This window comes from Tissierella sp. QWL-11, from assembly GCF_058683765.1.
The window spans coordinates 2,279,544-2,305,522 of record NZ_CM178750.1 but is presented as its reverse complement, the minus strand read 5'-3'; the positions used below and the strand labels follow the sequence as shown (position 1 = coordinate 2,305,522).

Here is a 25,979-nt window from a genome sequence, read left to right as displayed (position 1 = left end):
ATTATGAACATATGTCAATAATAATATTAAAAATTTTTAGCTATGACAAGTTTTATATCTATATAGTCAATATCTTCAGGAAGATCATCTTTTAAATCTTTTAATTTTTCGATCCCTAATTTTTCTATAGAATTTAGTATAGTTTCTTCTTTTATAGGATTATCTATAAATCTATTCCAGTCGACAGTTTTTCCCTGGGTTTCACATTTTTGTAAATGGCTAATTATAGTACTTGGTACAAATCCTATCTCTTTAGCAATATCCTTCAGAGACAATCCTTCTTCATATAGCTTATAAGTATTTTCATATCTAAGTTTTAAATTATCTTCATTTGCTTTTTTTGGGGCTTTAGGAGGAATTATATCATTATTTTTTAAATACTTATCTATGATTTGTATAAAACTTTCACCATAGGTCTCATATTTTTTAGTTCCAACCCCTTTTATATTTAAAAAAGCTTGCCTGTCTCTTGGAAATAATGAAGCCATCTCCTTAAGAGTTGAATCATGGAATATCATAAAGGGAGGGATATCTTTATCTATGGCTAATTTATATCTCAATTCTCTTAATGTAGAATATAAATCTTCATTGAAGCTTTCCGAACTATGATTAGATTTTTTAGTAGCTTCTTTTTTCTCTAATAAATGTTTCTTATGATAGATCTTGACTTTTCCCTTTAAAACGTCTATAGAATTATTGTTTAATTTTAGAATGGGAAATTTATCAGAAGTCATTGTTATATATCCTTTAGATACTAAAGTCATTATCATTTCCCTTAAAGTAGAAGTATCATAATCCTTCATAATCCCATAGGTAGATACTTTATCTAAACCAAATTGAAGTATTCTTTTATTTTTAGATCCTTTTAAAACTTGAGCTATGACTGTAGAACCGAATCTTTGTCCTACTCTATATATACATGAGAGTATTTTTTGAGATTCTACACTTATATCTATCATCTCAGAATCATCTAAACAATTTCCACAGTTTTCACAATTTATATTTTTAGGCCTTTCTCCAAAATATGACAATATATTATTTCTAAGGCAATCATTTGTATGACAATAATCTTCTAAATACTGCAGATTTTTATATAGCATAGTTTCTCTTTCAGGAGAATTAGAATTATATTGAATAAGTAATTTTTGTTTGACTGTATCTGAAGGAGAATAGAGAAGTATACAATGACTAGGCTCTCCATCACGGCCAGCTCTACCAGCCTCTTGATAGTAACTTTCCATGTTTTGAGGCATATTGTAGTGAATTACAAATCTAACATCAGGCTTGTCTATTCCCATACCAAAGGCATTAGTTGCAACTATAATATTTACTTTATCAAATATGAATTCATCTTGACTTTTTTCTCGTAAGCTAGAATCCATACCACCATGGTAAGCTAGAGAGCTAAATCCAGCTTGATTTAGTTTTGAGTTCAAAGACTCTACAGTTTTTCTTGTAGCACAGTAGATTATTCCAGATTTATTGGAATAATTCTTATTTACAAAATCTTGGATAAACTGAAATTTATCATTTACCTTCGTAACTTGATAAAAAAGATTTGGTCTATCAAAACCAATAATAGATTCAATAGGAGACTTTAATTCTAATAAATGTTTTATCTCTTCTAATACTTCTTTTGTTGCAGTAGCAGTATAGGCAGAAACTACAGGTCTATAATTAAGAGAATGTATAAACTTAGGAATTTCCCTATAAGCGGGTCTAAAGTCATGACCCCATTGGCTTATACAGTGGGCTTCATCCACTGCTACCATTGAAATCTTGACAGAATCTACTAAGTTTTTAAATAGATATGTATTTAATCTCTCAGGAGCTATATATACAAGTTTATATTTTCCCTCTTTTATTTGGGTGATTCTATTATTTAATTCATAATCATTTAATGTACTATTTAAAAAGGTTGCTGAGATACCTATTTCATTTAGAAAATCAACTTGATCCTTCATAAGAGAAATCAGAGGAGATATTACAAATGTAAGTCCATCTAAAAGTACAGATGGGAGTTGATAGCAAAGAGACTTGCCTCCACCTGTAGGCATAATTCCAAGTGCATCTTTACCTTCTAATACTGCTTCTACTATTTTCTTTTGTCCATTTTTAAATTCATTGTATCCAAAATAATTACTTAAAGCATAATAAATATCCATATCAATCACTTCCTTCTTTAAAACTATTATACAAGACTTTTTATTTAATTTCATTATAGAAAACATGTAATAAAAATAGTATAAAATAACTTTTAAAATAGCATTAACTATTTGTCGGATAGTGTCGATTATATAATTGTGCAATTATATAATAAAATAGTAGAAAGAAGGTAAGGAATAATGAAAAAAATCAGCACTAGAATTGTATTAGCAGTTATAATTTGTAGTATAAGTATGTCCTTAATAGTAGGTATAACAAGTATGTTAAGAAGTAAAGATGTAATAGAAAGAGAAGCTAAGGAGAATCTATTAGGTGAAGTACAAATTTATACTGGAGATTTTAACAAGGATTTAATACTATATGAAAATATAGGTAAAAATTTACACTATATCCTAGAAGGAACTATTAATATGGATAAAATAGAGGAAAAAGGATATTTAAATGAGTACATTGATACTAATTTGGCTCATGCATTAAAAAAAATAGCTAAAGAAGTAGAACACTGTACAGGAGTGTATGTAGTTATCGATCCTAAATATACTGGAAAAACAGAAGGACTTTGGGCTGTTCTAGATGAAGGTGGGAATGTAATGTCTTCATTACCTAAAGATATTGCAGGAAAAAGCGAAAATGATCCCTCAGTAGCTTTTTACTACAATCCTATAAAAGAAGGAAAGGGATTATGGGGAAATCCTTACATAAATGATAATAATATAAATGTAATGACATATTCTATGCCTATAGTTGTAGATAATGATACAATAGGGGTAATTGGAGTAGATTTAAGTGTAGAGGAGTTAATAAATCATGTTGAAGATATTAGCGTATATGATACAGGATATGCCTTTATGCTCAATGAAGATTATGAATATGTGATCCATCCTACTTTAGACAGAAATAGCAATTTAAATACTATAGAAAATGGAGCATATAGTAGTATTGTAGATGAAATAGAAAAAAATGACTATAATGTTATGGAAACAGAATTTCAAGGTGAAAAGAAAATTATGGCTTTTTCAAAGCTATATGATGACAAAATAATCATGTTAACTGTTCCTAAAGCAGAAATATTAGAAGAAATGTATACTACTCTATATATTATATTAGGAGTTATTTTAGTATCTTCAGTATTAGCTATATTTGTATCCTTAATTTTTGGGAAAAGAATTTCTAATCCAATTGTAGCTGTAACAGAAATATTAGAGACAACATCTACATTAAATTTAAGGGAATTAGAAGATACTAAAGAGACAAAAAACTTGGCTAATAGGAAAGATGAAGTGGGTATTATTTATAATGCTACATTACTTTTAAGAAAAGAAATTAGAACTATAATACAATCTATAGATGAGACTACAAAAAGCATTGTAGAAAATACTGATAACTTAACCATAGCAACACATGAGACTAATGAATCTATAGGTGATGTATCAAAGACTGTAGAAGGTCTTGCCCAAGCTGCTATGGAACAAGCTTTAGATATAGAAAATGGTTCTAATAAGCTAAATAAATTATCTGATGAGATAAAGGCAGCAGTAGAAAATGGAAATATGGTAGCCAAAAGTTCTATTGGGGCTCAAAAAATAAATGAAGAAGGTTTAACAGCTATAAATAGCATGGTTGAAAAATTTAAAATTGTTAATGGAACTTCTGATATTTTAGGTGAAAATATTAAGTCTTTACTAATAAAATCTAACTCTATTGGAGAAATATTAAATATAATAATTAATATTTCAGATCAAACAAATTTACTAGCTTTAAATGCAGCTATAGAAGCAGCTAGAGCTGGGGAAGCAGGTAAAGGATTTGCTGTAGTAGCTGAAGAAATAAGAAAATTATCTGAGCAAACTGGACACGCTACTCAAAGTATAGAAGAAATACTAAAAGATATTAGATCTGAAGTAGAAATTACAAAAGAGAATATGGATTCATCTGAAGATGCTTTAAAGGAAGCCAATCAGTCTTTAAGCCTATCTAAGGAATCCTTTGAAGAAATATATTCTTCAATGTCAACCTCTATAAAGGCTATAGATAATTTGGAAGAAAAATTAAATATGGTAGAGAAAAATAAGGAAGAAGCAATATTGTCTATTCAAAACATGTCAGCAATATCAGAAGAAGCTGCTGCATCTACAGAAGAATTGTCAGCTTCAATGGAAGAACAATCTGCAACTATGGAAGTTATATCAACTAATACAGATGATTTGGATAAAATAATTCATGTATTGGAAGAATTAGTTAATAGGTTTAAAATATAGAAATAATAAGGCTTTATACCAGACTAAGATAAAAGATATTTAAAATAATTTTAAATATCTTTTGTCTTTTAATTTATAAGATCAATTTTTATTGGATTGCCTAGCTTTATACTATTTTCCTTAACTATGGAATCATAGGCTAAAACTTTAACTCCATTTTCACTTGCCAATTTTACAGCTTGAGAAAATTCATGGTCCATATTCCAATTTAGTTTAAATAAATTAGGTCCCTTCATTTGTATCAAGAAAAATATTATACCTATATATCCTTGATTTACAGCCTCTATCATTTCCAATACATGTTTAGTTCCTCTACTTGTAGGAGCATCTGGAAACATGGAAATACCATCTACCTCCAATGTTGCCCCTTTGACCTCAATAAATCCTTTTTTACACGAAGATTCAAAATACATATCAAATCTAGAACTTCCAAAGGTAACTTCTCGTTTTAAATAGCTTATATCTTTAAGCTCTGAGACGTGGCCATTCTGAATTCCATCGAATACAACTTCGTTTGGAACTTGAGAATCCATATTTACCAATATATTATCCTTCCAAACTGCTATAATAGAGTATTTAGTTTTCCTATTAGGATTATGGGAACAGTCTTCTAATAATATTTTACTTCCAGGTAATAAAAGTTCCTTACATCTTCCAGTATTTTTCACATGGACAGTCTCCTCTATTCCATTTATTATAACTTGTGCAATAAATCTATTAGGTCTTTTTAAAAATATTCCTTCTACTACCTTTTTATATTTCATATTTACTCCTTACGATTATAGTTTAGTACCTTTCATTATCAATTATATCAATTAAAACTTATTAAACAAAATAAAAAATTTACTATTATAACAGTAAATGGGTATAATTGAGATAGAAAGTAAAAGGGGGATGAAGTTCAGTTTACAAATCCACTGTGACAAAATATTTGCATAAAGAGAGGTTGAGCAAAATGGCAATAGATAAAAATAAGACTACCCAGCTTATAAATGATATAGATGAACTATTTGAGATGGTTTCAAAGCCACTACCTGCAGAGGCAAAGACCTTTATAAAAGAAAAGATAATGGGTGAAGTATTTAGTGAAGTTAGAAAATTAATAGAAGAAAGTAGACCTCCAGTACTATTTCTAGTTGGAAGGTCAGGACATGGTAAGTCCTCTCTTTTAAATGCCTTGGCAAATAAAAGGGTTGCAGAAGTTGGAGACATTAAACCTACTACGCCTGAATCTGTACCATATGAGATATTTTTCACCGATAGATATGCCACCTGGTCAGTAATAGATACGAGGGGTATATTTGAGACTACTAGGCCAGATGGAGCCCTAGATGAGGATGCAAGTGAAGTTTTAGAAAGGGATATTTTAAAGTATAAACCAGATATTATAATACATGTTATAAATGCCACAGAAGCTAGAAATCTATCAAATGATTTAAAAGTATTAAAGGATATAAAAAATAAATTGAAGAGAGAAACAGGCATAGAAACTCCTACAATAATTGCGATGAACAAGATAGATACCCTAGGTAATCCTAGAGATTGGCCTCCAGAAGAAAGTGGTAAAAAATCTGCCCTTATAAAAGAATCTCTAGATTATATGACAAAGGACATATTAAATTCACTGGAGTTTAAAAATATAGATTTAAATATTGGTATAAAGGGCTATAAGATATATGATAGCGAATACTTAGGAGTAATTCCAGTTTCTAGTTTGGAGGGAGATCTATGGAATATAGAGACTCTTTCTGATTTCATAGGTGAACAACTTCCAGATGAAGCTATTATAGATTATTATCAAGCACAGAAGAGAAAGAAACAGCTTAAAAGACTTTCAAATTCAATAATAAATCGTTTTTCAACTATAGCAGGAACTATAGGTGCATCTCCAGTACCAATTTCAGATATAGTGGTTTTAACTCCTCTCCAATTACTTATGATATCAATAATAGGAGGATTATCATGTAGAGAATTCAAAAAGGAAACAGCCTATGAATTTTTAGCTGCAGCAGGCATAAATGTAGGTGTGGCCTTTGGATTTAGAACAGCAGCACATCAACTTTTAAAGCTTGTACCTGTAATAGGATGGGCAGGATCTGGAGCCATAGCAGCCAGTGGAACTTATGCCATAGGAAAATCAGCAGAAGCCTATTTCTTTTTAGGGGAAATTAAAAAGCCAGAAGAATTTAAGTAAACCTATTTACCTTCTATGTATATAATGGTATAAAAACTAGGAGGTGGAAATATGAAGCACGCATATATCGCACAATATATGGATGGTTCTAGCATAAAGGAGGAAGTGGAAAAATGGATACAAGAAAACAGTCATATCATAGATGAAATCGTAGATATAGAATACAATCAAGAGGGAAATATATACATGGGAATAGTAACTTATTTAGAAAAATAGATAGGGAGATAAAATATTAGAAATTTTCTCCAAAAACATATATAATAATAGATAAATAATTTTCCAGGAGGCTTACATATGAAGAGTATAGTAGATACTAATATAAAAGACTTTAAAATTAGACCAGCTACAAGAGAAGATATACCATTAGTGCTCAAATTTATAAAGGAGTTAGCAGTATATGAAAAAATGTTAGATGAAGTAATTGCAACAGAGCAAACTCTAGAGGAATCTTTGTTTGAAAAAAAAGCAGCAGAAGTAGTATTTGGAGAATATAAGGGTGAAGCTGTAGGATTTGCTCTGTTTTTCCATAATTTTTCTACATTTGTAGGAAGACCAGGCTTATATCTTGAAGATATATTTATAAGACCAGAGGCAAGGGGAAAAGGCTTTGGAAAGACTATATTTTCCTATCTTGCAAATCTAGCTAAAGAAAGAAATTGTGGCAGAATGGAATGGGTTTGCCTAGATTGGAATACTCCTTCTATAGAGTTTTATAAGAGCATAGGAGCTATACCTATGGACAAATGGACAATTTATAGGGCTGAAGAAGATACATTTAAAAAGATGGCACAAGGTTTTGACAAATCCAATAAATCTAATACAAAAGATTTAGATAATCTTTAAAACAGATAAAATGTGTCTACTTCATATGAAAGTAGACACATTTTCAACTATAGATTAGGAATATAAAGCTTATCAATTTTTGCAGCCATTATAAAATCATTTTCATGTAGCCCGTTTATCTTATGGGTGTATAGTTTTATTTTGACTCTACCATAGGATAGAATGATTATAGGATGATGGCCCTGCTCTTCAGCTAATTCACCAATTTTGTTTGTAAAATCTAGAGCTTCTTTAAAGTCTTTAAAATTATATATTTTGCTTATTTTTTTATTTTCAATTACATCCCAACCATCTTCTAAATCCTTTATATAATCATTTATTTCCTCTTCTTTTAGTGGATCTGTGCTTATACTACAGGGAATACATTTTTTTTCTAGTAAATCACTCATTTTTCCACCTCCATATATTTACTTTTTTTATACCCAGATTTTTATAAATTATAGATTTAGCTTGGGATGAAATAAATTAAAGTTTATAGTATAATAAGATGAAAAATAAAAAAGGATGATCACTTTGAGAAAAATATTACTTCTTATAATAGGAAGCGTGAGTTTAATAGCTGGAAGCTTAGGCGTAATATTGCCGATTCTACCAACTACACCTTTTTTACTATTATCTTTAGCTTGTTTTGTAAAAAGTAGTGATAAATTATATAGATTTATATTAAACAATAGGTACCTTAGTCGCTATGTGAAAGATTATATAAATGGAAATGGGATTCCAATAGAAGCTAAAAAAAAAGCAATATCATTAATATGGATCACCATAAGCTTTTCAGTTATATTTATTATAGATAAAATTGCACTTAGATTAATGCTTTTACTAATTGCAATAGTAGTAAGTTTATATATTTGGACTAGACAAAATGCAGATAATTAAATAAAAGATTTTAATGTATATGATTATGGAGGAGATTATTTGAAATTATATATAACTAGACATGGACAGACACAGTGGAATACAATAAAAAAACTTCAGGGTTGGAAGGATTCACCTTTGACAGAAGAAGGTATAAAAAGGGCAGAAAAATTGGCTAAAAGATTAAAGTCTATCGACTTCGATAAGATATATTCTAGTCCTCAAAAGAGAGCTTTAGACACTGCTAAGATTTTAAACTATAAGGATATAGAGATAGTAACTCTAGATGAATTAAAGGAATTGGGACTTGGAAAATGGGAAGGTATGAGATTGCCTGAAGTGGAAAAAGAGTATCCAGAAGAATATTATTTATATTTTAATAAACCACATCTATATAAACCATTAGGTGGAGAAACTTATGATGAATTATTTTTAAGGGTAAAAAGTGCATTGGAACATATACTAGAACAAAAGGATGAAAATGTACTTATAGTTTCCCATGGAGTAACTATAAAGGCTATAATAGCCTTATTAAAAGATATGAAAATCGAAGATTTTGTGAAGATGAAAGTATACACTGGGACATCACTAACTGTATTTGAAATAGATGATGATAAGATAAACTCTATATTAGAGGGAGATGAATCACATATACTTTAGAAAGGGCAAACATGAGATTAAAAAGAGAATTTTTTGCTAGAAATACTATCCTAGTGGCTAGGGAGCTATTAGGGAAAATTTTAGTTTTAAAAAATGGGGAGAAGATTTATAAGGGCAAAATAGTAGAAACTGAAGCCTATATAGAGACTAATGACGATGCAGCTCATTTTAATAAAGGTTTAACAGATAGAACTAGGGTAATAGGAGAAATAGGAGGACATATTTATATCTATAATATATATGGAATGTATCAATGTTTCAATATAGTAGCTGAAAAACAGGGAGTACTAGGTGGAGCTCTCATAAGGGGGATTGAGCCTATAGAGGGAATAGAATACATGTATGAAAATAGATATAAAAGAGAATACAATAATCCTAAAAGACGAGAAATAATAAATCTTACAAATGGTCCAGCAAAGTTTGTAATGGCATATGGTATTACAAAGGATAAATTTTATGGGGCAGACTTAACAAAGGATAAGAGAATTTGGGTAGAAGATAGAGAAAAACTTAAAAGAGAGGATATAATAAAGACTCCGAGAATAAATATAGACTATGCACAGTCTAAGGATTATCTCTTGAGATTTTATATAAAAGATAATCCATTTGTATCAAAAAAATAAGGGGGATACTATGTATAATGCAGCTTTTAATAAGTTTTATTGGGGATTTTTCTTTATAATGTTGAGTTTTAAAATACAAGGATTTGATATAATTCCTAATATAATAGGGTATATACTTATTTATCAGGGATTAACACTACTAGAAGAACAGTCAGAGAATTTTAAGCAGGCGAAGAAATTTGCTATTCCTATGATAGTTTTATCAATATTTTCAATATATGACTTCCAAGGTTTGTTAGAACACAGACTCATGGAATTTTGGATATGGTTCTTTACTATTATAATTGGGATAATAAGTATTATAATTGATTTAAAGATAGTATATCATTTATTTATGGGAATAAATGATATGGCCGTTGCTAGAGAATTACATGAAATTGGAGATGAAGCACAAAAAAGCTGGAATAACTATAAATCATTATTAATAGCCACATTGATTGCCATATTTTTAGTGTTCATACCTCCTGTAGCCTTAGTGATGTTAATAGGTATAGTGGTGGCTAGTGTAATAATATTGATTCAGATAATGAAGCTTATGAAAAAATGTAGAGTGGAATTTTAGTTTAAAAGAGCAATTTTGCTCTTTTTTTCTTTTTTAGGGAACTTTTAAGGTTCTAAGTTCATCTAATTAATAGAAGAGAGTAGGGGAGGAGGGATTCACATTATAAGTTTTAAAAATAGACAATTTATAAAGGATATAAAAAAAGGGAATTTAGAAGTCCTGGTAGATTGGATACAGATAAGAAAAGATAAACTATATAAAATCGCCTGGTCTTATTTATATAATCATCAAGATATAGAAGATGTATTTCAAGATTGCTTAATCAAAGTATATGAAAATATCCACACTCTTAAAAATGAAGATTACTTTGAAACATGGTATATTAGTATCCTAATAAATGAATGTAGGCAAAAACTAAGGAGTAGGAAAAGAGAAGTTTTAAAAGAAAATATACAATATGAAGAATATCATGAATGTGAATATGATTTTTTTGATAGTTTAGATTCACTAGATGAAATATTTAAAGAAGCTATAATATTAAAATATATATCAGGCTATAGCCAAAAGGAGATAGGAGAGATTTTAGATATCCCAGTAGGAACTGTTAAATCCAGGATATACAGAGGACTCAAGCAATTTAAAAGCAAAATCAAGGAGGTGTAAATATGGATTGTGATAAAATAAAAGAAAATTTAATAGATTATATTGATAAAAATTTGAATTCTCAAGAAGAAGATAAAATGGAAAAACACTTAGAAACTTGTGAAAAGTGCAGAAAAGAATATGAAGAATTAAAATCTACAATTATCTATATAGAAGATAAAACTAAAGATGTAGGAAGAGATAAAACTTTAAACTTAAAATCAAATACAAGAAAAAAGAAATACTTTAAAAACTTTACAAGAACTGGAGGAATTGCAATAGCTGTCTCACTAATATTAGTTGTAACTGCCTTTGCTACAGAGATGTTTGGATTTATGGATTGGTGGAAAAGGGCAAGTGAAAAACAGACTTCTGCTTGGGAAAAGTTGATAGACAATGGAGTAGGGCAAAAGTTGGATGTTTCCACTACAGATAAGAATATAAAAGTAACAGCTAAGGGAGTAATTGCAGATGATTTAAATACAATTATTCTCTTAGAAGTAAAGGATTTAAATGGAGAGATAAGATTTATTCCATCTTTTAGAGATATTGGTCCCTTTGAACGAATTACTGTTGGAGGAGATATAAAAGGAAAATATGAGGGAATGCCACCACTTGTAAATTCTTCTAATATATATAGAGAAGAGGAAGGTACTGTAGATCTAATTCTAAAGACTGAGCCTATGGATAAAGAAGAAGGTGACATAAATATAAATATAAATAAATTCTCTAGCATGATAAATGAAAATGAAGAGTCTAGAGTTGATGTGGATGGAAATTGGGATTTAAACATATCTGCTAAAAAGATAAAATCAGAGAGATATAAAGTAGATAAAAAGATAGATTTAGATGGAAATGAATTAGTTATAAATGAAATAGTAATAGCTCCTACAACTACTAGTATAAACTATAAATTTGATGTATATAATAAAGAAGAAGTTAAATTTCTACGAGATCTATCCTTTTCACTTAAACACAAAGGAAAGACTTACGGAAGATCAGAATTAAGCTATAGTGATGGTAATTCAATGCAAAACTTTGGGTATCAATATGAAGAGGCACATATGCAAAGCTTGTATTTAGAAGATCCAAAAGAAATTGAATTGATTTTGGATACTGCAAGATATATATCTAGAGTATCGAAGGAATATGATATAAATTGGGATAATCTTCCACAGACCATAGAATATCAAGGTAATGAACTAATAGTTCAAGATATAAAGTACAATGAAGACAATACAGAAATTACTATAATTGAAGATACTAGTAAAGATAGAGAATATATTAGTTCTGAGATATATTTAGAAAAGGGAGTTCCAGTAGAATTTGAGGACAATGGAGAGACTATAAAATTCAATAGAGACTATCCCTTCTATGTAAGCCACGAAAAATGGGAGACTTATGATGAAAATGGAAAAATTGAAGACACTACAGGAATGTTTTGGACAGATAAGATGTATAATTTTGTACTAGAACAAAAGCTTATCTTGAGTACGGAGGATTTTAAAAGATTAGATTTTGATGAAATATATTACGAAGAATTATTGAAACCAGATAAATTAATTATAAAGGGACAGAAATATATAAAATATCCTGACAAAAGTATAAATATACAATTAAAGTAGTGGTTAAGCACTACTTTTTTTGTTATTATAGTATACAAGAAGATTTAGATAATTCACATACCAAATGGGAAAGAGGACGATAGATGAAAGTAAACTGGAATAATAAATACAACACAATAGCAGCATATTCCTTTATAGTATTAGCTTTGAGCATAGTATTTTTTTTAATAGCTTCAGAGGTGAATTTGTTTAGAATACAAGTAGGCAAATATCTTAGTACATTTCAACCTTTTATAATAGGATTTGTAATGGCCTATTTATTTAACTTTATTTTAGAGTTTTTTGAAGTATATATATTGAGTTATATTTTTCCAAAGATGGAAAAAGGGATAAGGATAGTTGGAATTGCCCTGACTTATACAGTAGTATTTCTATTTTTATATTTGTTTTTGAATTTTATATTCCCTCAATTAGTATCTTCTTTAATGGGCTTAGTAGAAGATATACCTGATTATTTTGTAAATACAAGTAAAATAATAAATGGACTTGTATCACAATTAGATATCCCGGGAGAGTACAATAAATTTGTTATGGGAAAATGGAATGAATTTGTAGATTATATAATAAACTTTGCTACAAATTTAATACCAAAGCTTGGAAACTTAACAAAGACTATTTTAGCTAGTATATGGAATATAGTCCTTGGAGTAATAATATCCATATATTTACTAGCAGATAAAGAAAGATTTAAAGCTCTAAGCAAAAAAATTACCGTATCTATCTTTTCCTCTCAAAATGCAGATAGAATGATAGAATTGGTTAGAAGAAGCGATAATATATTTGGTAAGTTTTTAATTGGGAAAATACTTGACTCACTTATTATAGGCTTACTTACATTTATCACACTTAAAATAACAAATATGCCTTACGAAACTTTGGTATCATTTATAATTGGTGTTACCAATATAATTCCATTTTTTGGTCCGTTTATAGGAGCAGTCCCATCATTTTTTATAATATTATTTGTATCTCCAGTTAAAGCTCTATGGTTTTTGCTTATAATCTTAATTATACAGCAAATTGATGGAAATATAATAGGACCTAAGATACTTGGAGATTCTTTGGGTATATCTGCATTTTGGATTTTATTTTCTTTACTTGTTGCAGGAAAACTTTTAGGATTTGTAGGACTTATAATAGGAGTACCTCTGTTTGTATTTATTTACTCTATTATAAAAGATATAGTAGAGTATAGACTAGCAAAGAGAGGATTGCCTACAGATACAAAAGATTATATATAAATGGAGTGATATAAGTGGAAAAAGGATATATACAAATTTATACTGGAAATGGAAAAGGAAAGACCACAGCAGCATTGGGATTGTCAATAAGGGCAGTGTGTGCAGGCAAAAAAGTTTTTTTTGGTCAGTTTGTAAAAGGTATGAAGTATAGTGAGACTAAATGTGTAGAGTATTTAGAAGGAATTCAAATAAAACAATTTGGCAAGGATTGTTTTATTTACAATGATCCTACAGAAGAGGATATAAATCGAGCAAAAAAAGGCTTAGAAGAAGTCAAAACAGTATTGGAAGAAGGAAAGTATGATGTAGTTGTATTAGATGAATTAAATATAGCTCTCTACTATAAGCTTTTTAAAGTAGAAGAGGTAATAGATATTTTAAATAGTAGAGCTCCTCATGTAGAAGTAATTATAACAGGAAGATATGCTCCAGAAGAGTTGATTGAATTAGCCGATTTAGTTACAGAGATGAAAGAAATAAAGCATTACTATACTAAGGGAATTGAAGCAAGAGTCGGAATTGAGTGTTAATTTTAAAAAATACTAGGATATTTAGATGTTTCATGTTATAATTTACTTATGTAATAATCTTCAGAAAATTAAATATTTGTCTGTGTGAGAAAAGATTTTTAGAATCTTGGAAATAAATTACTGGTTAAGGGGGCAATGTATAAATGAAAACTTATCATAAGGATAAAATCAGAAACGTAGCTTTGCTTGGACACAGTGGTAGCGGAAAGACAAGTTTAACAGAAGCAATATTATATGCAGTGGGAATTACTAAAAGACAAGGTAGAGTAGAAGACGGGAATACGGTATCAGACTTTGATAAAGAAGAGATATCTCGCCAAACTTCTATAGGAGCATCAACTATCCCAATTGAATGGAAAGATACAAAGATTAACATTATAGATACTCCAGGTTATTTTGATTTTGTAGGAGAAACATATGGAGCTTTAAGAGCTAGTGAAGGAGCTATATTAGTTATAGATGCTTCAGCAGGCATAGAGGTAGGGGCTGAAAAAGCTTGGAAACTTCTAGAAAAGCATAAAAGACCTAGATTTATATTTTTAAATAAAATGGATAAAGAAAATATTGACTTTGATAAAATAATTCAAGAGTTAAAAGATAAATTTGGAGATAAAATATTTCCCTTTGCCCTTCCTATAGGAGAGGCGGAAAAGTTTAAAGGATTTGTAAATGTTAGAGATGAAGTAGCTTATAGATATGATGGACTAGAAAGAAGTGAAATTCCACTATATGAAAATGAAAAAGAATCCATAGTAGAAATTAGAGAAAGTCTCATGGAAAAGGTTGCGGAAACTGATGATGTCCTTATGCAAAAATATTTTGATGGTGAAGCATTTACCATGGAAGAGATTTCTGAAGGATTTAGAAAATCTGTTGCGAATGGAGATTCAGTTCCAGTATTTGTAGGCTCTGCTCAAAAAGCAATAGGTATGGACTATCTTTTAGATGTAATAATGAGATATATTCCTTCTCCTGAAGATGTTGAAAGTGTAAAAGGATATAAAGATGAAGAAGAAGTAGATAGGAAAATAGATGTAGATGGACCCTTCTCTGCAATAGTATTTAAAACAATAATAGACCCATTTGTAGGGAAACTTTCTCTATTTAAAGTTTTATCTGGAAAATTAGATAAGGATACAGAGGTCTATAATCCAAATAAAGAAGAAACACAAAAATTAGGAGGATTGTTTACCCTTCGTGGAAAAGAACAGATAGAAGCAAAAGAAATAGTAGCTGGGGATATAGGGGCGACTTCCAAACTACAATATACTCAAACTGGAGATAGTTTGTGTGATAAGGATGATTGCATACAATATAAACCTCTTTCTTATCCACAGCCCACATTATTTATGGCTATAGAGCCAAAATCTAAAGGGGATGAAGAAAAAATAAATTCTTCTTTACAAAAACTTACAGAAGAAGATCCTACATTTAGTCTAGAGAGAAATAAAGAGACCAAGGAGTTATTAATAGGCGGTCAGGGAAATGTTCAATTGACAGTGATTACAAATAAACTTAAAAATAATTTTGGAGTAGAAGTATTACTTAGAAATCCTAAGATAGCATATAGAGAAACTATAAAAGGAAAGTCAGATGTTCAAGGGAAACACAAAAAACAATCAGGTGGAGCAGGCCAATATGGAGATGTCCATATTAGATTTGAGCCATGTGAAGATGAATTTATATTTGAAGAGGAAGTTTTTGGAGGTGCTGTACCTAGAAACTATTTCCCAGCAGTTGAGAAAGGGCTTAGAGAGTCATTAAATAATGGTATATTAGCAGGATGTAAAGTTGTAAATGTAAAGGCAGTATTACATGATGGATCATATCATCCAGTAGATTCAAATGAAATGGCATTTAAAATTGCTGCTATTCAGGCCTTTAAAAAGGGAATGGAATCTGCCAAGCCAGTATTATTAGAGCCAGTAGTAAAAGTTGAGGTAAATATCCCTGAAGAATACATGGGAGATGTAATGGGAGATATGAATAAACGTAGAGGCAGAGTTTTAGGTATGGAACAACAAGAGGATGGATCACAGGTAGTAATAGGAGAAGCTCCACATGGAGAAATGTTTGAATATGCGATAGATTTAAGATCTATGACTCAAGCTCGTGGAAGCTTCACAATGGAATTTGCAAGATATGATGAAGTGCCATCAAATATAGCAGAGAAAATAATAGAAGAATCCAAATCAGAAAAATAAAATAAAAGTTTAAAAGACCCTTTCAAATCTGGAGGGTCTTTTTATATGCTAAAGACAAATGATTTACATATTGATTACATAAAAATTTAATAGGGTATATATTTAAAAAGAATCGGAAGGAATGATAGTATGATTAAAATATCTACTTTAGGAGATTTTGATATTAAGATAGATAATATATCTGTCTTGGATTCAATAGGAAATCATCCTAAACTTATGAAATTATTTAAATATTTCTTAACATTCCATGATAAAAAATTACTTCCAGAAAACATAATAGAAGATATATGGGGAAGTGAAAGATTTAAAAACCCTATGAATGTACTCCGAACCCAAATATCTAGACTTAGGAAAATAATAGAATTTGAAAAGCTCAACATAGAATCCTTTTTTTATATCCAATATGTAAATGGATATTATTTATTTAAATTGACAAAAGATTGTACAGTAGATTTCATAGATCTAGAGTCTTGTATAGATGAATATAATAAATTAAAAGATAGGGATAAGATGTTAGAAATGTGCAAACAAGGCACAAAATTGTATAGGGGAGAATATTTAGGAGAATTAGGAGATGAGAATCGGTTGATCCCAATTAGAAGCAGACTTGATAGATTGTATATTAAAAGCTTATCACAATATTTACAAATATTAAAAGAAAAATCCATGGATAATAATATCATTTCAGTATGTGAAGATGCTATGAAATATAAACCCTATGAGGAAATAATCCATATTTATTTTATTGAATCTCTAATAAACCTTAGACAAAATATTTATGCTCTAAATCATTATAGATACTACACAAGCAAGATTTATAGTGAACTTAGCGAAGCTCCTAGTAATAGGATGAAGGCTTTATATAGAAAAATCAAATTTGAAGAAGACAAGAACTCATCTACCATAAGTTTAAATACAATTGATAAGGAATTTAAAAATGATTCCGAATTAAAAGGAGCATTATTATGTGATAATTATTATTTTAAACTTCTGTATAATTTAGAGCTTAGAAACAATGATAGAAAAGAAAAAGACACTTTCCTAGGGATAATAACTATAGAACAAATAGGTTATAGACAATTATCTGAAAATGATATAAAAGAATTCATGGATACCCTCTTGGATATTTTCTATCATAATCTTAGAAAAGGTGATGTACTCACTCAATGGAATCAAAATCAAATCCTTGTTTTATTCTATAATTTAGAAGAAAAAGATATGGAAAGTATAATAGACAGGTTTAATAATAAATTTAAGGATACAGTAAACAATAAAAAAATTATATTAAACATAAAATATAAAAAAATTTAAAAAAATATAAGATTTATTTAATTCCCAGTATTTCAATATACTGGGAATATTTTTATGGGAAAAATTAACTATGTAATTCATAGGTAATTCTTATGAAAGCTATTAGTAATTCAAATAGGTATAAAATAGATAAATAAAAACTACAAATTATTTAAGGTTTAAAACAATGGAGGTGAAATGTATGAAGAAAAGGTTCAAAATATCAATGGCTTTTTTATTGTCTTTTATAATGATATTTACTTTAGGAGTAAGTTCATATAGTCAAATCGGAAAATTAACTTCCCAAGAACATGTATATGAAAATGAAAACTCTCAGGTAGATGTTGATGATTCAACAGTAGGAGAAATACCCCTAGAAGATAAAGACAAGGAAGAACAAGATAACTCAGATGAAGAATTATCTGATAAAGAAAATGCAGAAACACAAGAACCAGAAGAAGAATTGCCAGAAGATATCATAGAAAGTGAAGAAGATACAGTTGTTGAAGATGTATATGAAGAAGAATTACTATCTCCTCAAATAGGAGAACCTTCTATATATGTAGATGTAACTACAGAAAAAGAACTATATGAAAATGGAGATATTTTAATTTACAACATAAATCTTATAAATGATGGAGAAGTAGATTTAGAAAATATAACCATATCAGATGATTTAAATGGAGCTTTTTCTCTAGGCAGTTTAAAAGTAGGTGAAGAAAAGAGCATAACAAAACAATATGAAATAAGCATTGATAATAATTTAGAAGAGATAGAAAACGAAATAGAAGTATCAGTAGAGTTTAATGAAGAGTATTTAACTTGGAAAAATAGATTTGTAGTGCCGGTTCAAATGGAAGAAGAAGGTGAGCTTCTAGAAAATATCCCACCTATGATGGGAGAACCGGAGATTATATTTCCTTCATTATTTTCTAGAAGACTATTAAATAGTATGTCTCCTAATCCACCTGTATTGACAGATACTATAGAAGTTTATAAGAAAGCTACAAGAATCTATGGTGAATGTAGAACTTACGAAGTTACTCTAGATATCACTGGAACTCCACAAGAAGCTCCAGTAGATGTTGTGTTGGTAATAGATAGATCAGGTAGTATGAGAGATGGTGACGTAGATGAGTATGTTTCTATAACTAGCAATCCTGATACTGATAGTGGTTATTATGTGAAGATAGATGGAGAATATAAACAAGTTTCCTATAATTGGTGGTATCAAGGTTGGGTCTATGGACCGATAGGGAATCGTAGACATGTAAGCTGGGATCCTAGTGGAGATGATAATGGTCCAGGAAGCCACGACTCAGACTCACCTGTAGGAAAACCATTTTATGAAAGGTTTGGAAGATCTAGACTTTATTATGCTAAGCAGGCAGCTGTAAACTTTGCAAATGAAGTATTAGGGCAAAATGGCATACCTGGAAGTAGAATATCTATTGTGAGCTTTAATGGTCCTTCATCATCTGGAGTTATAGGCTCTGACAATGATGCGACTGTAGATACAGGACTAACAGAGAATTTAGAAGTAGTGGAAAGTAAAATAAATAATATATCTGCCAATGGAGGAACTAACACTCAAGCTGGTTTTCGAAAAGGTGAATATGTAATTGTAAACTCAGATAGACCAAACTCAAATAAAGTAGTAATAATGTTTACAGATGGAATGCCTACAGGAAGTGATGTAAGTGGAGCAGGGCCAAATAGTCCTACATCTCATAATAATCACACCATAGCAGCATATACTGCTGGACAGGAAATATGGGAGAATGGAATAGCAGATGTATTCACTATAGGTTTATTGCAAAGTCTTACTGGCTCAGTTAAAAATTTGGCTACAGATACATTGACATTATCACAAAATAAGGGGTTCTATGATGCACCATCAGCAGAAGCTTTAGACGATATCTTCAATGATATTTCAACTCAACTTGGATATTCAGCTACTAACGCTAGAGTAGTAGATAAAATAGGAAATAACTTTGAATTAGTAGCTGGAAGTCTACCAGCAGGAGCAAGTTATAACTCAAGCACTGGTGAGATCACTTGGACACCAGGAACTATAGTAGATAATGCACAAATTAAATATCAAATAAGAGCAAAAGCTAGTTTCCCAGGGGGACTTGCAAATACAAATGAATATGCAAACTTGACTTATACAGATGTTAATGGAAAAACAGGAGTAAATAAAGAATTCCCAATTCCAGAAGTAGATGTTCCTACACCACTTAGTGTAAGTCTTTCGGATGCAACTATAATAATAGGAAATTCTATAGACCTAGGTACTGGAATAGATGAAAATGATGAAAACTATATGAGTCCTGTAACAGGTGGAGATGGAAATGGAACTTACACCTATGAATGGAGAATAATAGGAGATAGCAATATTATCTCAAATGATAAAAATCCTACAGTAAGTCCTCAAGAAGATATACAGTATGAGCTTACAGTAATAGATTCTAATGGATGCAAAGCAGTAGCTACTATGACTGTAGTAGTAGAAGATCCTAAGGGAGCAATTACTATAAAAAAAGTAGTGCAAAATCCAAAGGATCCAAATCAGGAATTTGACATATTTGTAAATGGGCCTAATGGAAAAGAGTATGTGGTAACTCTTCAAAATGGAGAATCTAAAACCATAAAAAACTTAGATTTAGGAATTTATACAATTAGTGAAATAGTTCCAATGAATTATGAGTTAGTAGAGATATCAAATCAAAGGATAACACTTACAGTAGACAATTTAGAAGATTCAACAACAGTTAGAAATAAGAGGGATAATGATGGTTGGTTCCATGATGATGATGAACGCAAAAATAATTTTAAAGTAGGCGTGACAACTGAAAATGATTTACCGCCAGTAGAAGAATCAGAAGTTAATATAGAAATAAAAACAGAAGCGGTAATACCAAATAATCCAGAAGAGGACTTAGAAGATGCTAATTAAAATTGGAGGCATAGATATGGTTGAAAACACTAAAAATAGAATTCTTAAAATACTAAGCAATATAGCTTTTGCCATATTTATGCTCATAATGATATTCTTAATTATCATAGTAGCACAATCAAGATTCACAGGAATGGAACCTTCACTATTTGGAAATAGACTCTATATCGTAGATAGTGGGAGTATGATACCAGCATTAGAAATAAACTCTCTTATAATAGTTAGAGAAAAACCAACTGAAGAAATAGAAGTTGGAGATATTATAACCTACTATGGTAAAGAGGGGAGAACTAGAATAACCCATAGAGTAGTAGATATAGGAAATACTGGAGAATATTTTATAACCAGAGGAGATGCAAATAATGCAGATGACCCAAATCCTGTAGAAGTAGAAAAAGTAATAGGAAAGGTACTATATTCTATACCATATATAGGATATATATTTAGATTTTTAAGTAGTACTCCAGGCATAGTGTTTATATTAGCAATGGGAATATTATCAATAATTATTCCTAGAATTTCAAAAAAATTGATGGAAAAAGCTTAATGGGAAGAAGGGATGGATGAATATGAAAAAAAGAATGATTATACTATCCACCATTTTATTAATATCTATAATGATAGCCGGCGGTTCCATGGCTTGGTTGACATCCAGTCCTAGTAAAGCCGTAAATGAATTCAAAATTGGAACCGTAAAGGTAAAAGTAGTAGAAGAAGGTTTTGAAGACTTAGAAAATGTAATAGCCACAACTTATAATAAAAATGTGCAAGTTCAAAGTTTAGGTACAAAAAGAACTTATGTAAGAGTTAGATTAGTTCCAGAATGGAGTGATCCTAGTTTATCAGTATCAAATGTAAACCTTAATTTAGCATCAAATAGCGATTGGATACTTCATACAGATGGATACTATTACTTTAAATACTATCTAGAACAAAATGAAATAACTAGTAAATTATTAGGAAGTGTAACTTTTACAAGTTTACCATCAGAATATGAAGGGGAAATTTTTACCCTTAAAGTTGTAGCAGAAGGAGTTCAAATAACCCACAATGCCTGGGAAGATGTATGGGGATTAAGCACCTTACCATTTACTCCGGATATACCATGGACTCCATAAAATAGATTTTATTTGGCAAACTTAGAGAAATCTAAGGACGCAAAGCTATAGGGCCTTCTTTAGGTGGCAGCCTAGCTGCAAAAATTATAAAAAATATAAAGGAGGAGGAACGATGAAAAAGAGAAACTTGATGTTAGGATCAGCAATTCTATTAGTAGTATTATTAGTAGCAGGTGGAACCTTTGCCTGGTTTACAGCAGAAACAAAGCCAGTAGTAAATACTTTTACAGCAGGTACACTAGAAATTAATTTAGTTGATGAATTTGAAGGAGCTTTAAATGTAAATCCAGGAGATTGTTATGATAAAAATGTATATGTTGAAAATTTAGGAACTAAGACAGCTTTTGTAAGAATTGCAAAAAATATAGTATTTGATAATGAACAATTAGATCTTGGAGTAGTAATGTATGAACTAGGAGAAGGATGGGTAGAGGATAATGGATATTTCTACTTCACTAGAGAATTAGCTGCAAAAGATGGAGAGACAATTGATCAAACTACACTACTATTTGAAGACAATGAAGAAGGAAATAATATTTGTTTCAAAGGATTAGAAATGGGCAACGAATACCAAGGTGCAAAACTTAATATAACTGTAAAAGCAGAAGCTATTCAGACAACTAATGGAGCAGCATTAAATGAGTGGGGTGTAGATCCACTTGATTTAGCACCAATAGCACCTCCAGAAGTATAAAACAATAAAATATATTTAGGGGGCTAAGTCCCCTAATCCCCTAAAAAAGGAGGGTAGGAGAAATGAAGAAATTATTTTCCAAATTAATGATATTTTTAGGAGCATTATCTCTGATTATGGGGGCATTCACTTCATTTGGAGTAAATCCTTCCTATGCAGAAGATCTTGAAATAATAGGAAGTGAATTAGGACTTGAAGTAAGTCCTAGGGATACAAAATTATTTAACTTGGCTAATTTAAACCCTGGAGACATTAAGGAAGCTAAGATAGATATAAAAAATAATTATACTGAACTATTTGAAGTGTTCATGAGAGCTGAAAGAACTAGTCCTCAGCCAAAAGAGGGAGAAGCGGATTTATTTGAACAATTAATTTTGACTATTTATATAGATGGAAATCAAATCTATAAAGGCCCTATGAAAGATTATGCAACAACAAATATAAGCTTAGGGGATTTTAATAAAAATGAAGAAAAGGAATTAAGAGCTGTAGTTCACCTACCTGGTCCTGAAACAGGAAATGAATTTCAAGGAAAGTCAGTAGAAGTGAAGTGGATATTTATAGCTCAAGGAGAGCCAGAAGAGCCATCAAAACCTATAAGACCTCCTGTAATCATAACTCCTATATATCCAGATGAGCCAGATGACGAGGAAGAAGTACCAGGGGATATTCCGGATGAACCAGAAGACCCCGAAGTGGAAACAGAAGAGGTAATAGATGAAGAGATCCCAGAGGATAAACCAGAAGAACCTGGTGAACTAGAAGAAAGTATAGAAGAAGAAATACCAGAATCACAACCAATTATGCCAAAAACTGGAGAAATACCAGCAAGTATATATTATATAGCAGGAAGCTTATTCTTAGGATTAGGTATAGGTTCAAGAAAAAAAGATAAAAAATAAACTCTAAAAATTAAATATTAATATGCTCCCCTTGTCAAAAGGGGAGTATTTTTATTTTATATCTTATTATTATAGCAACTAAAATATGACAAATTTCGAGATGAAAGCATCAAAAAAGTGAATATTTTTAAGAATTCGACTTTGGTTTTTCTATTGACAATGTAGAAAGATATGATATTATTATTTATGTGAATATATTAACAATTTTAAAATTAATGAAATTAATCTTATCTAAAATTCAATGAGGGCATTAAAAAAATTTATGTAGTGTATCTATACCCAACAATGTGAATATATTAACAAAAATCAATCTAGGAGGTATTTACTTAATGTTAGAAATGAAAGAAACTGTAGATTCAATAATTTGTAAACATGGTAAAGATCAATCTTCTCTTATTAGTATACTTCAAGAAATACAAGAAAAAAATAGATATTTGCCAGAGGAAGTATTAGAATATTTATCTGAAAAAATGGAAATAAGTTCAGCTAAAATATATGGAATTGCAACTTTCTATGAATATTTTTCCTTGGAACCTAAAGGGAAATACATAATAAAAATCTGCGATGGAACTGCTTGTCATGTTAGAAAATCAATACCAATTTTAGAAGCTTTAAGAAAAGAATTATCTCTCACAAATAAAAAGCATACTACAGATGATTTGTTATTTACAGTAGAGACCGTATCATGCTTAGGTGCATGTGGTTTAGCTCCTGTTATAACTATCAATGAAAAAGTATATGGAAGTATGACTCCTGAAAAAACTGTAGAAGTTTTAAATAAATTAAGGGAGGAGTGTAAAAATGAAGATTAATTCTATTGAAGAATTTAATAAATATAAAGAAAAATTCAAAGCTAACCTAAATAAGCAATATAAAAGAGTTATAGTTTGTGGTGGTACTGGATGTGTAGCAGGTGGATCTATAGAGGTTTATGAAGAGTTAAAAAGATTGATAAGGGAAAAGGGATTACTAGTAGATATTGAATTAGAAAAAGAAGAAGGTATAAATGTAAGTAAAAGTGGATGTCATGGTTTTTGTGAAGCAGGGCCACTAGTTAGAATAGAGCCGGAAAAATTTTTATACTTAAAGGTAAAAGTAGAAGATTGTGAGGATATAGTCAATAAAACTCTTGTTGAAAATAAGCCGGTTGAAAGACTAATGTATAAACTAGATGGAGATATATACCATACTCAAGAATCTATACCTTTTTATAAAGGCCAAACTAGATTAGTATTAGAACATTGTGGGCATATAGATGCAGAGTCTATAAAGGAATATATTGTATTTGGAGGTTATCAGGCCTTAACAAAAGTGTTAAATAAAATGTCTCCTGAGGAAGTATGTAATGAAGTTGAAGATGCAAATTTAAGAGGTAGAGGTGGCGGTGGATTTCCAGCTGGAAGGAAGTGGGCTCAAGTCCTTAGCTATTCAAGTGATAAAAAATATATAATTTGTAATGGAGATGAAGGAGATCCAGGTGCTTTTATGGATAGAAGCATCATGGAAGGAGATCCTCATTCTCTAATAGAAGGAATGACCATAGCTGCATATGCAACAGGAGCAACGGAAGGACATATATATGTAAGAGCTGAGTATCCTTTAGCAATTGAGAGATTAAATATTGCAATAGAACAATCAAGAAAATTAGGATTATTGGGTGAGAATATATTAGGTACAGATCTTTCTTTTGACATACATATAAGCAAAGGTGCAGGTGCTTTTGTTTGTGGTGAAGGAAGTGCTTTAATAGCGTCAATAGAAGGGGAAAGAGGTATGCCTAGGGTTAGAGCAAAGAGGACAGTGGAAGAAGGGCTATGGAAAAAACCAACAGTGTTAAACAATGTAGAGACCTTTGCAAATATTAGATATATAATTACAAATGGCTCTGATTGGTTTAAGTCTTTTGGTACTAAAAACAGTCCAGGAACTAAAGCCTTTGCCCTTACTGGTAATGTAAATAATACAGGATTAATAGAAGTTCCAATGGGTGCCACATTGCGTAAAGTTATCTTTGATATAGGTGGAGGTATTAGAGATGGAAAGAAATTTAAGGCTGTTCAAATAGGAGGACCTTCAGGAGGATGTTTAACGGAAGAACATCTAGACTTACCTTTAGATTTTGATTCTTTAAGTCAAGTAGGTGCAATGATAGGCTCTGGTGGAATGGTTGTTATGGATGAAGATACTTGTATTGTAGAGGTAGCAAGATTCTTTATGAACTTTACTCAAAATGAATCCTGTGGAAAATGTGTACCATGTAGAGAAGGTACTAAGAGAATGCTGCAAATACTAGATGCAATAGTTGAAGGTAAAGGTAGTTTAGAAGATTTAGAGCTACTTGAAGAGTTAGCTGATATCATAACTCATACTTCTCTTTGTGGTTTAGGCAAGACAGCAGCAAATCCAGTTGTTAGTTCTTTAAAATATTTTAGAGATGAGTATTTAAGTCATGTAGTAGATAAAAGATGTCCAACTAAAAATTGTGCTAGTTTAAAAGTAATTAAAATTGATGAAGCTTTATGCAAAGGATGTAGCAAATGTGCAAGAATATGTCCTGTAGATGCAATAAAAGGAAAAATAAAAGAAACTTATGTAATAGATCAAGGTAAATGTATAAAATGCGGTGCTTGTATAGAATCTTGCTCGTTTGGGGCAATAAAGGAGGCATAA

At 30.4% G+C, this 25,979-nt stretch carries 24 protein-coding genes and 1 riboswitch; of the genes, 21 read left to right on the top strand and 3 right to left on the bottom strand.

Annotated elements, in window-relative coordinates:
• Nucleotides 1-26: 26 nt before the first annotated feature.
• The gene (gene recQ, locus AC4PG3_RS11505; protein WP_492196770.1) at nucleotides 27-2,165 is read right to left on the bottom strand and encodes a DNA helicase RecQ; all 2,139 of its coding nucleotides are present in this window, start codon (nucleotides 2,163-2,165) and stop codon (nucleotides 27-29) included.
• Between the two features lie 180 nt (nucleotides 2,166-2,345).
• On the opposite strand from recQ, the gene AC4PG3_RS11500 reads away from it, so the two are divergent.
• Nucleotides 2,346-4,424: a methyl-accepting chemotaxis protein gene (locus tag AC4PG3_RS11500; protein WP_492196769.1), complete on the top strand. Its 2,079-nt coding sequence runs from the start codon at nucleotides 2,346-2,348 to the stop codon at nucleotides 4,422-4,424.
• A gap of 68 nt (nucleotides 4,425-4,492) precedes the next feature.
• Here AC4PG3_RS11500 and sfsA read toward each other — a convergent pair whose 3' ends face one another.
• Nucleotides 4,493-5,188, bottom strand: coding sequence for a DNA/RNA nuclease SfsA (gene sfsA / locus AC4PG3_RS11495; RefSeq protein ID WP_492196768.1), 696 nt, complete (start codon nucleotides 5,186-5,188; stop codon nucleotides 4,493-4,495).
• 191 nt (nucleotides 5,189-5,379) lie between these two features.
• Here sfsA and AC4PG3_RS11490 point away from each other — a divergent pair, with 191 nt between their 5' ends.
• The 3 genes from AC4PG3_RS11490 (at nucleotide 5,380) to AC4PG3_RS11480 (ending at nucleotide 7,461) form a co-directional block, all read left to right on the top strand.
• The gene (locus AC4PG3_RS11490; RefSeq protein ID WP_492196767.1) at nucleotides 5,380-6,618 is read left to right on the top strand and encodes a GTPase family protein; all 1,239 of its coding nucleotides are present in this window, start codon (nucleotides 5,380-5,382) and stop codon (nucleotides 6,616-6,618) included.
• A gap of 51 nt (nucleotides 6,619-6,669) precedes the next feature.
• Nucleotides 6,670-6,834, top strand: coding sequence for a hypothetical protein (locus tag AC4PG3_RS11485; protein ID WP_492196766.1), 165 nt, complete (start codon nucleotides 6,670-6,672; stop codon nucleotides 6,832-6,834).
• A 78-nt stretch (nucleotides 6,835-6,912) separates the two neighbouring features.
• Nucleotides 6,913-7,461 carry a GNAT family N-acetyltransferase gene (locus tag AC4PG3_RS11480; RefSeq protein WP_492196765.1) on the top strand — a complete coding sequence of 183 codons (549 nt, stop codon included), beginning with the start codon at nucleotides 6,913-6,915 and terminating at the stop codon, nucleotides 7,459-7,461.
• Nucleotides 7,462-7,508: 47 nt separating this feature from the next.
• Here AC4PG3_RS11480 and AC4PG3_RS11475 read toward each other — a convergent pair whose 3' ends face one another.
• Entirely contained in the window at nucleotides 7,509-7,850 is a 342-nt protein-coding gene (locus AC4PG3_RS11475) for a 4a-hydroxytetrahydrobiopterin dehydratase (protein ID WP_492196764.1), read from the bottom strand.
• Nucleotides 7,851-7,974: 124 nt separating this feature from the next.
• Here AC4PG3_RS11475 and AC4PG3_RS11470 point away from each other — a divergent pair, with 124 nt between their 5' ends.
• The 17 genes from AC4PG3_RS11470 to AC4PG3_RS11390 all read left to right on the top strand — a co-directional run bounded on the left by AC4PG3_RS11470 (nucleotide 7,975) and on the right by AC4PG3_RS11390 (nucleotide 25,979).
• Nucleotides 7,975-8,340 carry a YbaN family protein gene (locus AC4PG3_RS11470; protein WP_492196763.1) on the top strand — a complete coding sequence of 122 codons (366 nt, stop codon included), beginning with the start codon at nucleotides 7,975-7,977 and terminating at the stop codon, nucleotides 8,338-8,340.
• Nucleotides 8,341-8,379: 39 nt separating this feature from the next.
• On the top strand, nucleotides 8,380-8,979 hold the full coding sequence (locus AC4PG3_RS11465) for a histidine phosphatase family protein (RefSeq protein WP_492196762.1): 600 nt from the start codon (nucleotides 8,380-8,382) through the stop codon (nucleotides 8,977-8,979).
• Between the two features lie 11 nt (nucleotides 8,980-8,990).
• Nucleotides 8,991-9,602 (top strand): DNA-3-methyladenine glycosylase, encoded by a 612-nt coding sequence (locus tag AC4PG3_RS11460; protein WP_492196761.1) that lies wholly within the window; start codon nucleotides 8,991-8,993, stop codon nucleotides 9,600-9,602.
• A 10-nt stretch (nucleotides 9,603-9,612) separates the two neighbouring features.
• The gene (locus tag AC4PG3_RS11455; protein ID WP_492196760.1) at nucleotides 9,613-10,164 is read left to right on the top strand and encodes a hypothetical protein; all 552 of its coding nucleotides are present in this window, start codon (nucleotides 9,613-9,615) and stop codon (nucleotides 10,162-10,164) included.
• A 69-nt stretch (nucleotides 10,165-10,233) separates the two neighbouring features.
• Entirely contained in the window at nucleotides 10,234-10,767 is a 534-nt protein-coding gene (locus AC4PG3_RS11450; protein ID WP_492198229.1) for an RNA polymerase sigma factor, read from the top strand.
• A gap of 2 nt (nucleotides 10,768-10,769) precedes the next feature.
• The gene (locus tag AC4PG3_RS11445; RefSeq protein WP_492196759.1) at nucleotides 10,770-12,371 is read left to right on the top strand and encodes a DUF5643 domain-containing protein; all 1,602 of its coding nucleotides are present in this window, start codon (nucleotides 10,770-10,772) and stop codon (nucleotides 12,369-12,371) included.
• An 83-nt stretch (nucleotides 12,372-12,454) separates the two neighbouring features.
• Nucleotides 12,455-13,612 carry an AI-2E family transporter gene (locus tag AC4PG3_RS11440; RefSeq protein ID WP_492196758.1) on the top strand — a complete coding sequence of 386 codons (1,158 nt, stop codon included), beginning with the start codon at nucleotides 12,455-12,457 and terminating at the stop codon, nucleotides 13,610-13,612.
• Between the two features lie 14 nt (nucleotides 13,613-13,626).
• Nucleotides 13,627-14,142, top strand: a complete 516-nt coding sequence (cobO, locus tag AC4PG3_RS11435; protein WP_492196757.1) for a cob(I)yrinic acid a,c-diamide adenosyltransferase — start codon at nucleotides 13,627-13,629, stop codon at nucleotides 14,140-14,142.
• A gap of 143 nt (nucleotides 14,143-14,285) precedes the next feature.
• Nucleotides 14,286-16,346, top strand: a complete 2,061-nt coding sequence (gene fusA / locus AC4PG3_RS11430) for an elongation factor G (RefSeq protein WP_492196756.1) — start codon at nucleotides 14,286-14,288, stop codon at nucleotides 16,344-16,346.
• Nucleotides 16,347-16,475: 129 nt separating this feature from the next.
• Nucleotides 16,476-17,657, top strand: a complete 1,182-nt coding sequence (locus AC4PG3_RS11425; RefSeq protein WP_492196755.1) for an AfsR/SARP family transcriptional regulator — start codon at nucleotides 16,476-16,478, stop codon at nucleotides 17,655-17,657.
• Nucleotides 17,658-17,838: 181 nt separating this feature from the next.
• A complete protein-coding gene (locus AC4PG3_RS11420) occupies nucleotides 17,839-20,595 on the top strand; it encodes a VWA domain-containing protein (protein WP_492196754.1) in 2,757 nt (918 codons plus the stop codon).
• Complete coding sequence (locus tag AC4PG3_RS11415; protein WP_492196753.1) at nucleotides 20,585-21,142, top strand: signal peptidase I; 558 nt, start codon at nucleotides 20,585-20,587, stop codon at nucleotides 21,140-21,142. The genes AC4PG3_RS11420 and AC4PG3_RS11415 overlap by 11 nt, the downstream gene beginning before the upstream one ends.
• 22 nt (nucleotides 21,143-21,164) lie before the next feature.
• Nucleotides 21,165-21,713: a hypothetical protein gene (locus AC4PG3_RS11410; protein ID WP_492196752.1), complete on the top strand. Its 549-nt coding sequence runs from the start codon at nucleotides 21,165-21,167 to the stop codon at nucleotides 21,711-21,713.
• A gap of 4 nt (nucleotides 21,714-21,717) precedes the next feature.
• A riboswitch (cyclic di-GMP riboswitch) is annotated at nucleotides 21,718-21,796 on the top strand.
• A 29-nt stretch (nucleotides 21,797-21,825) separates the two neighbouring features.
• Entirely contained in the window at nucleotides 21,826-22,407 is a 582-nt protein-coding gene (locus AC4PG3_RS11405; RefSeq protein WP_492196751.1) for a TasA family protein, read from the top strand.
• Between the two features lie 62 nt (nucleotides 22,408-22,469).
• Nucleotides 22,470-23,309, top strand: coding sequence for an LPXTG cell wall anchor domain-containing protein (locus AC4PG3_RS11400; protein WP_492196750.1), 840 nt, complete (start codon nucleotides 22,470-22,472; stop codon nucleotides 23,307-23,309).
• 329 nt (nucleotides 23,310-23,638) lie between these two features.
• Nucleotides 23,639-24,121, top strand: coding sequence for an NADH-quinone oxidoreductase subunit NuoE family protein (locus AC4PG3_RS11395; RefSeq protein WP_492196749.1), 483 nt, complete (start codon nucleotides 23,639-23,641; stop codon nucleotides 24,119-24,121).
• A complete protein-coding gene (locus tag AC4PG3_RS11390; RefSeq protein WP_492196748.1) occupies nucleotides 24,111-25,979 on the top strand; it encodes an NADH-ubiquinone oxidoreductase-F iron-sulfur binding region domain-containing protein in 1,869 nt (622 codons plus the stop codon). Before AC4PG3_RS11395 ends, AC4PG3_RS11390 begins: the two co-directional genes overlap by 11 nt.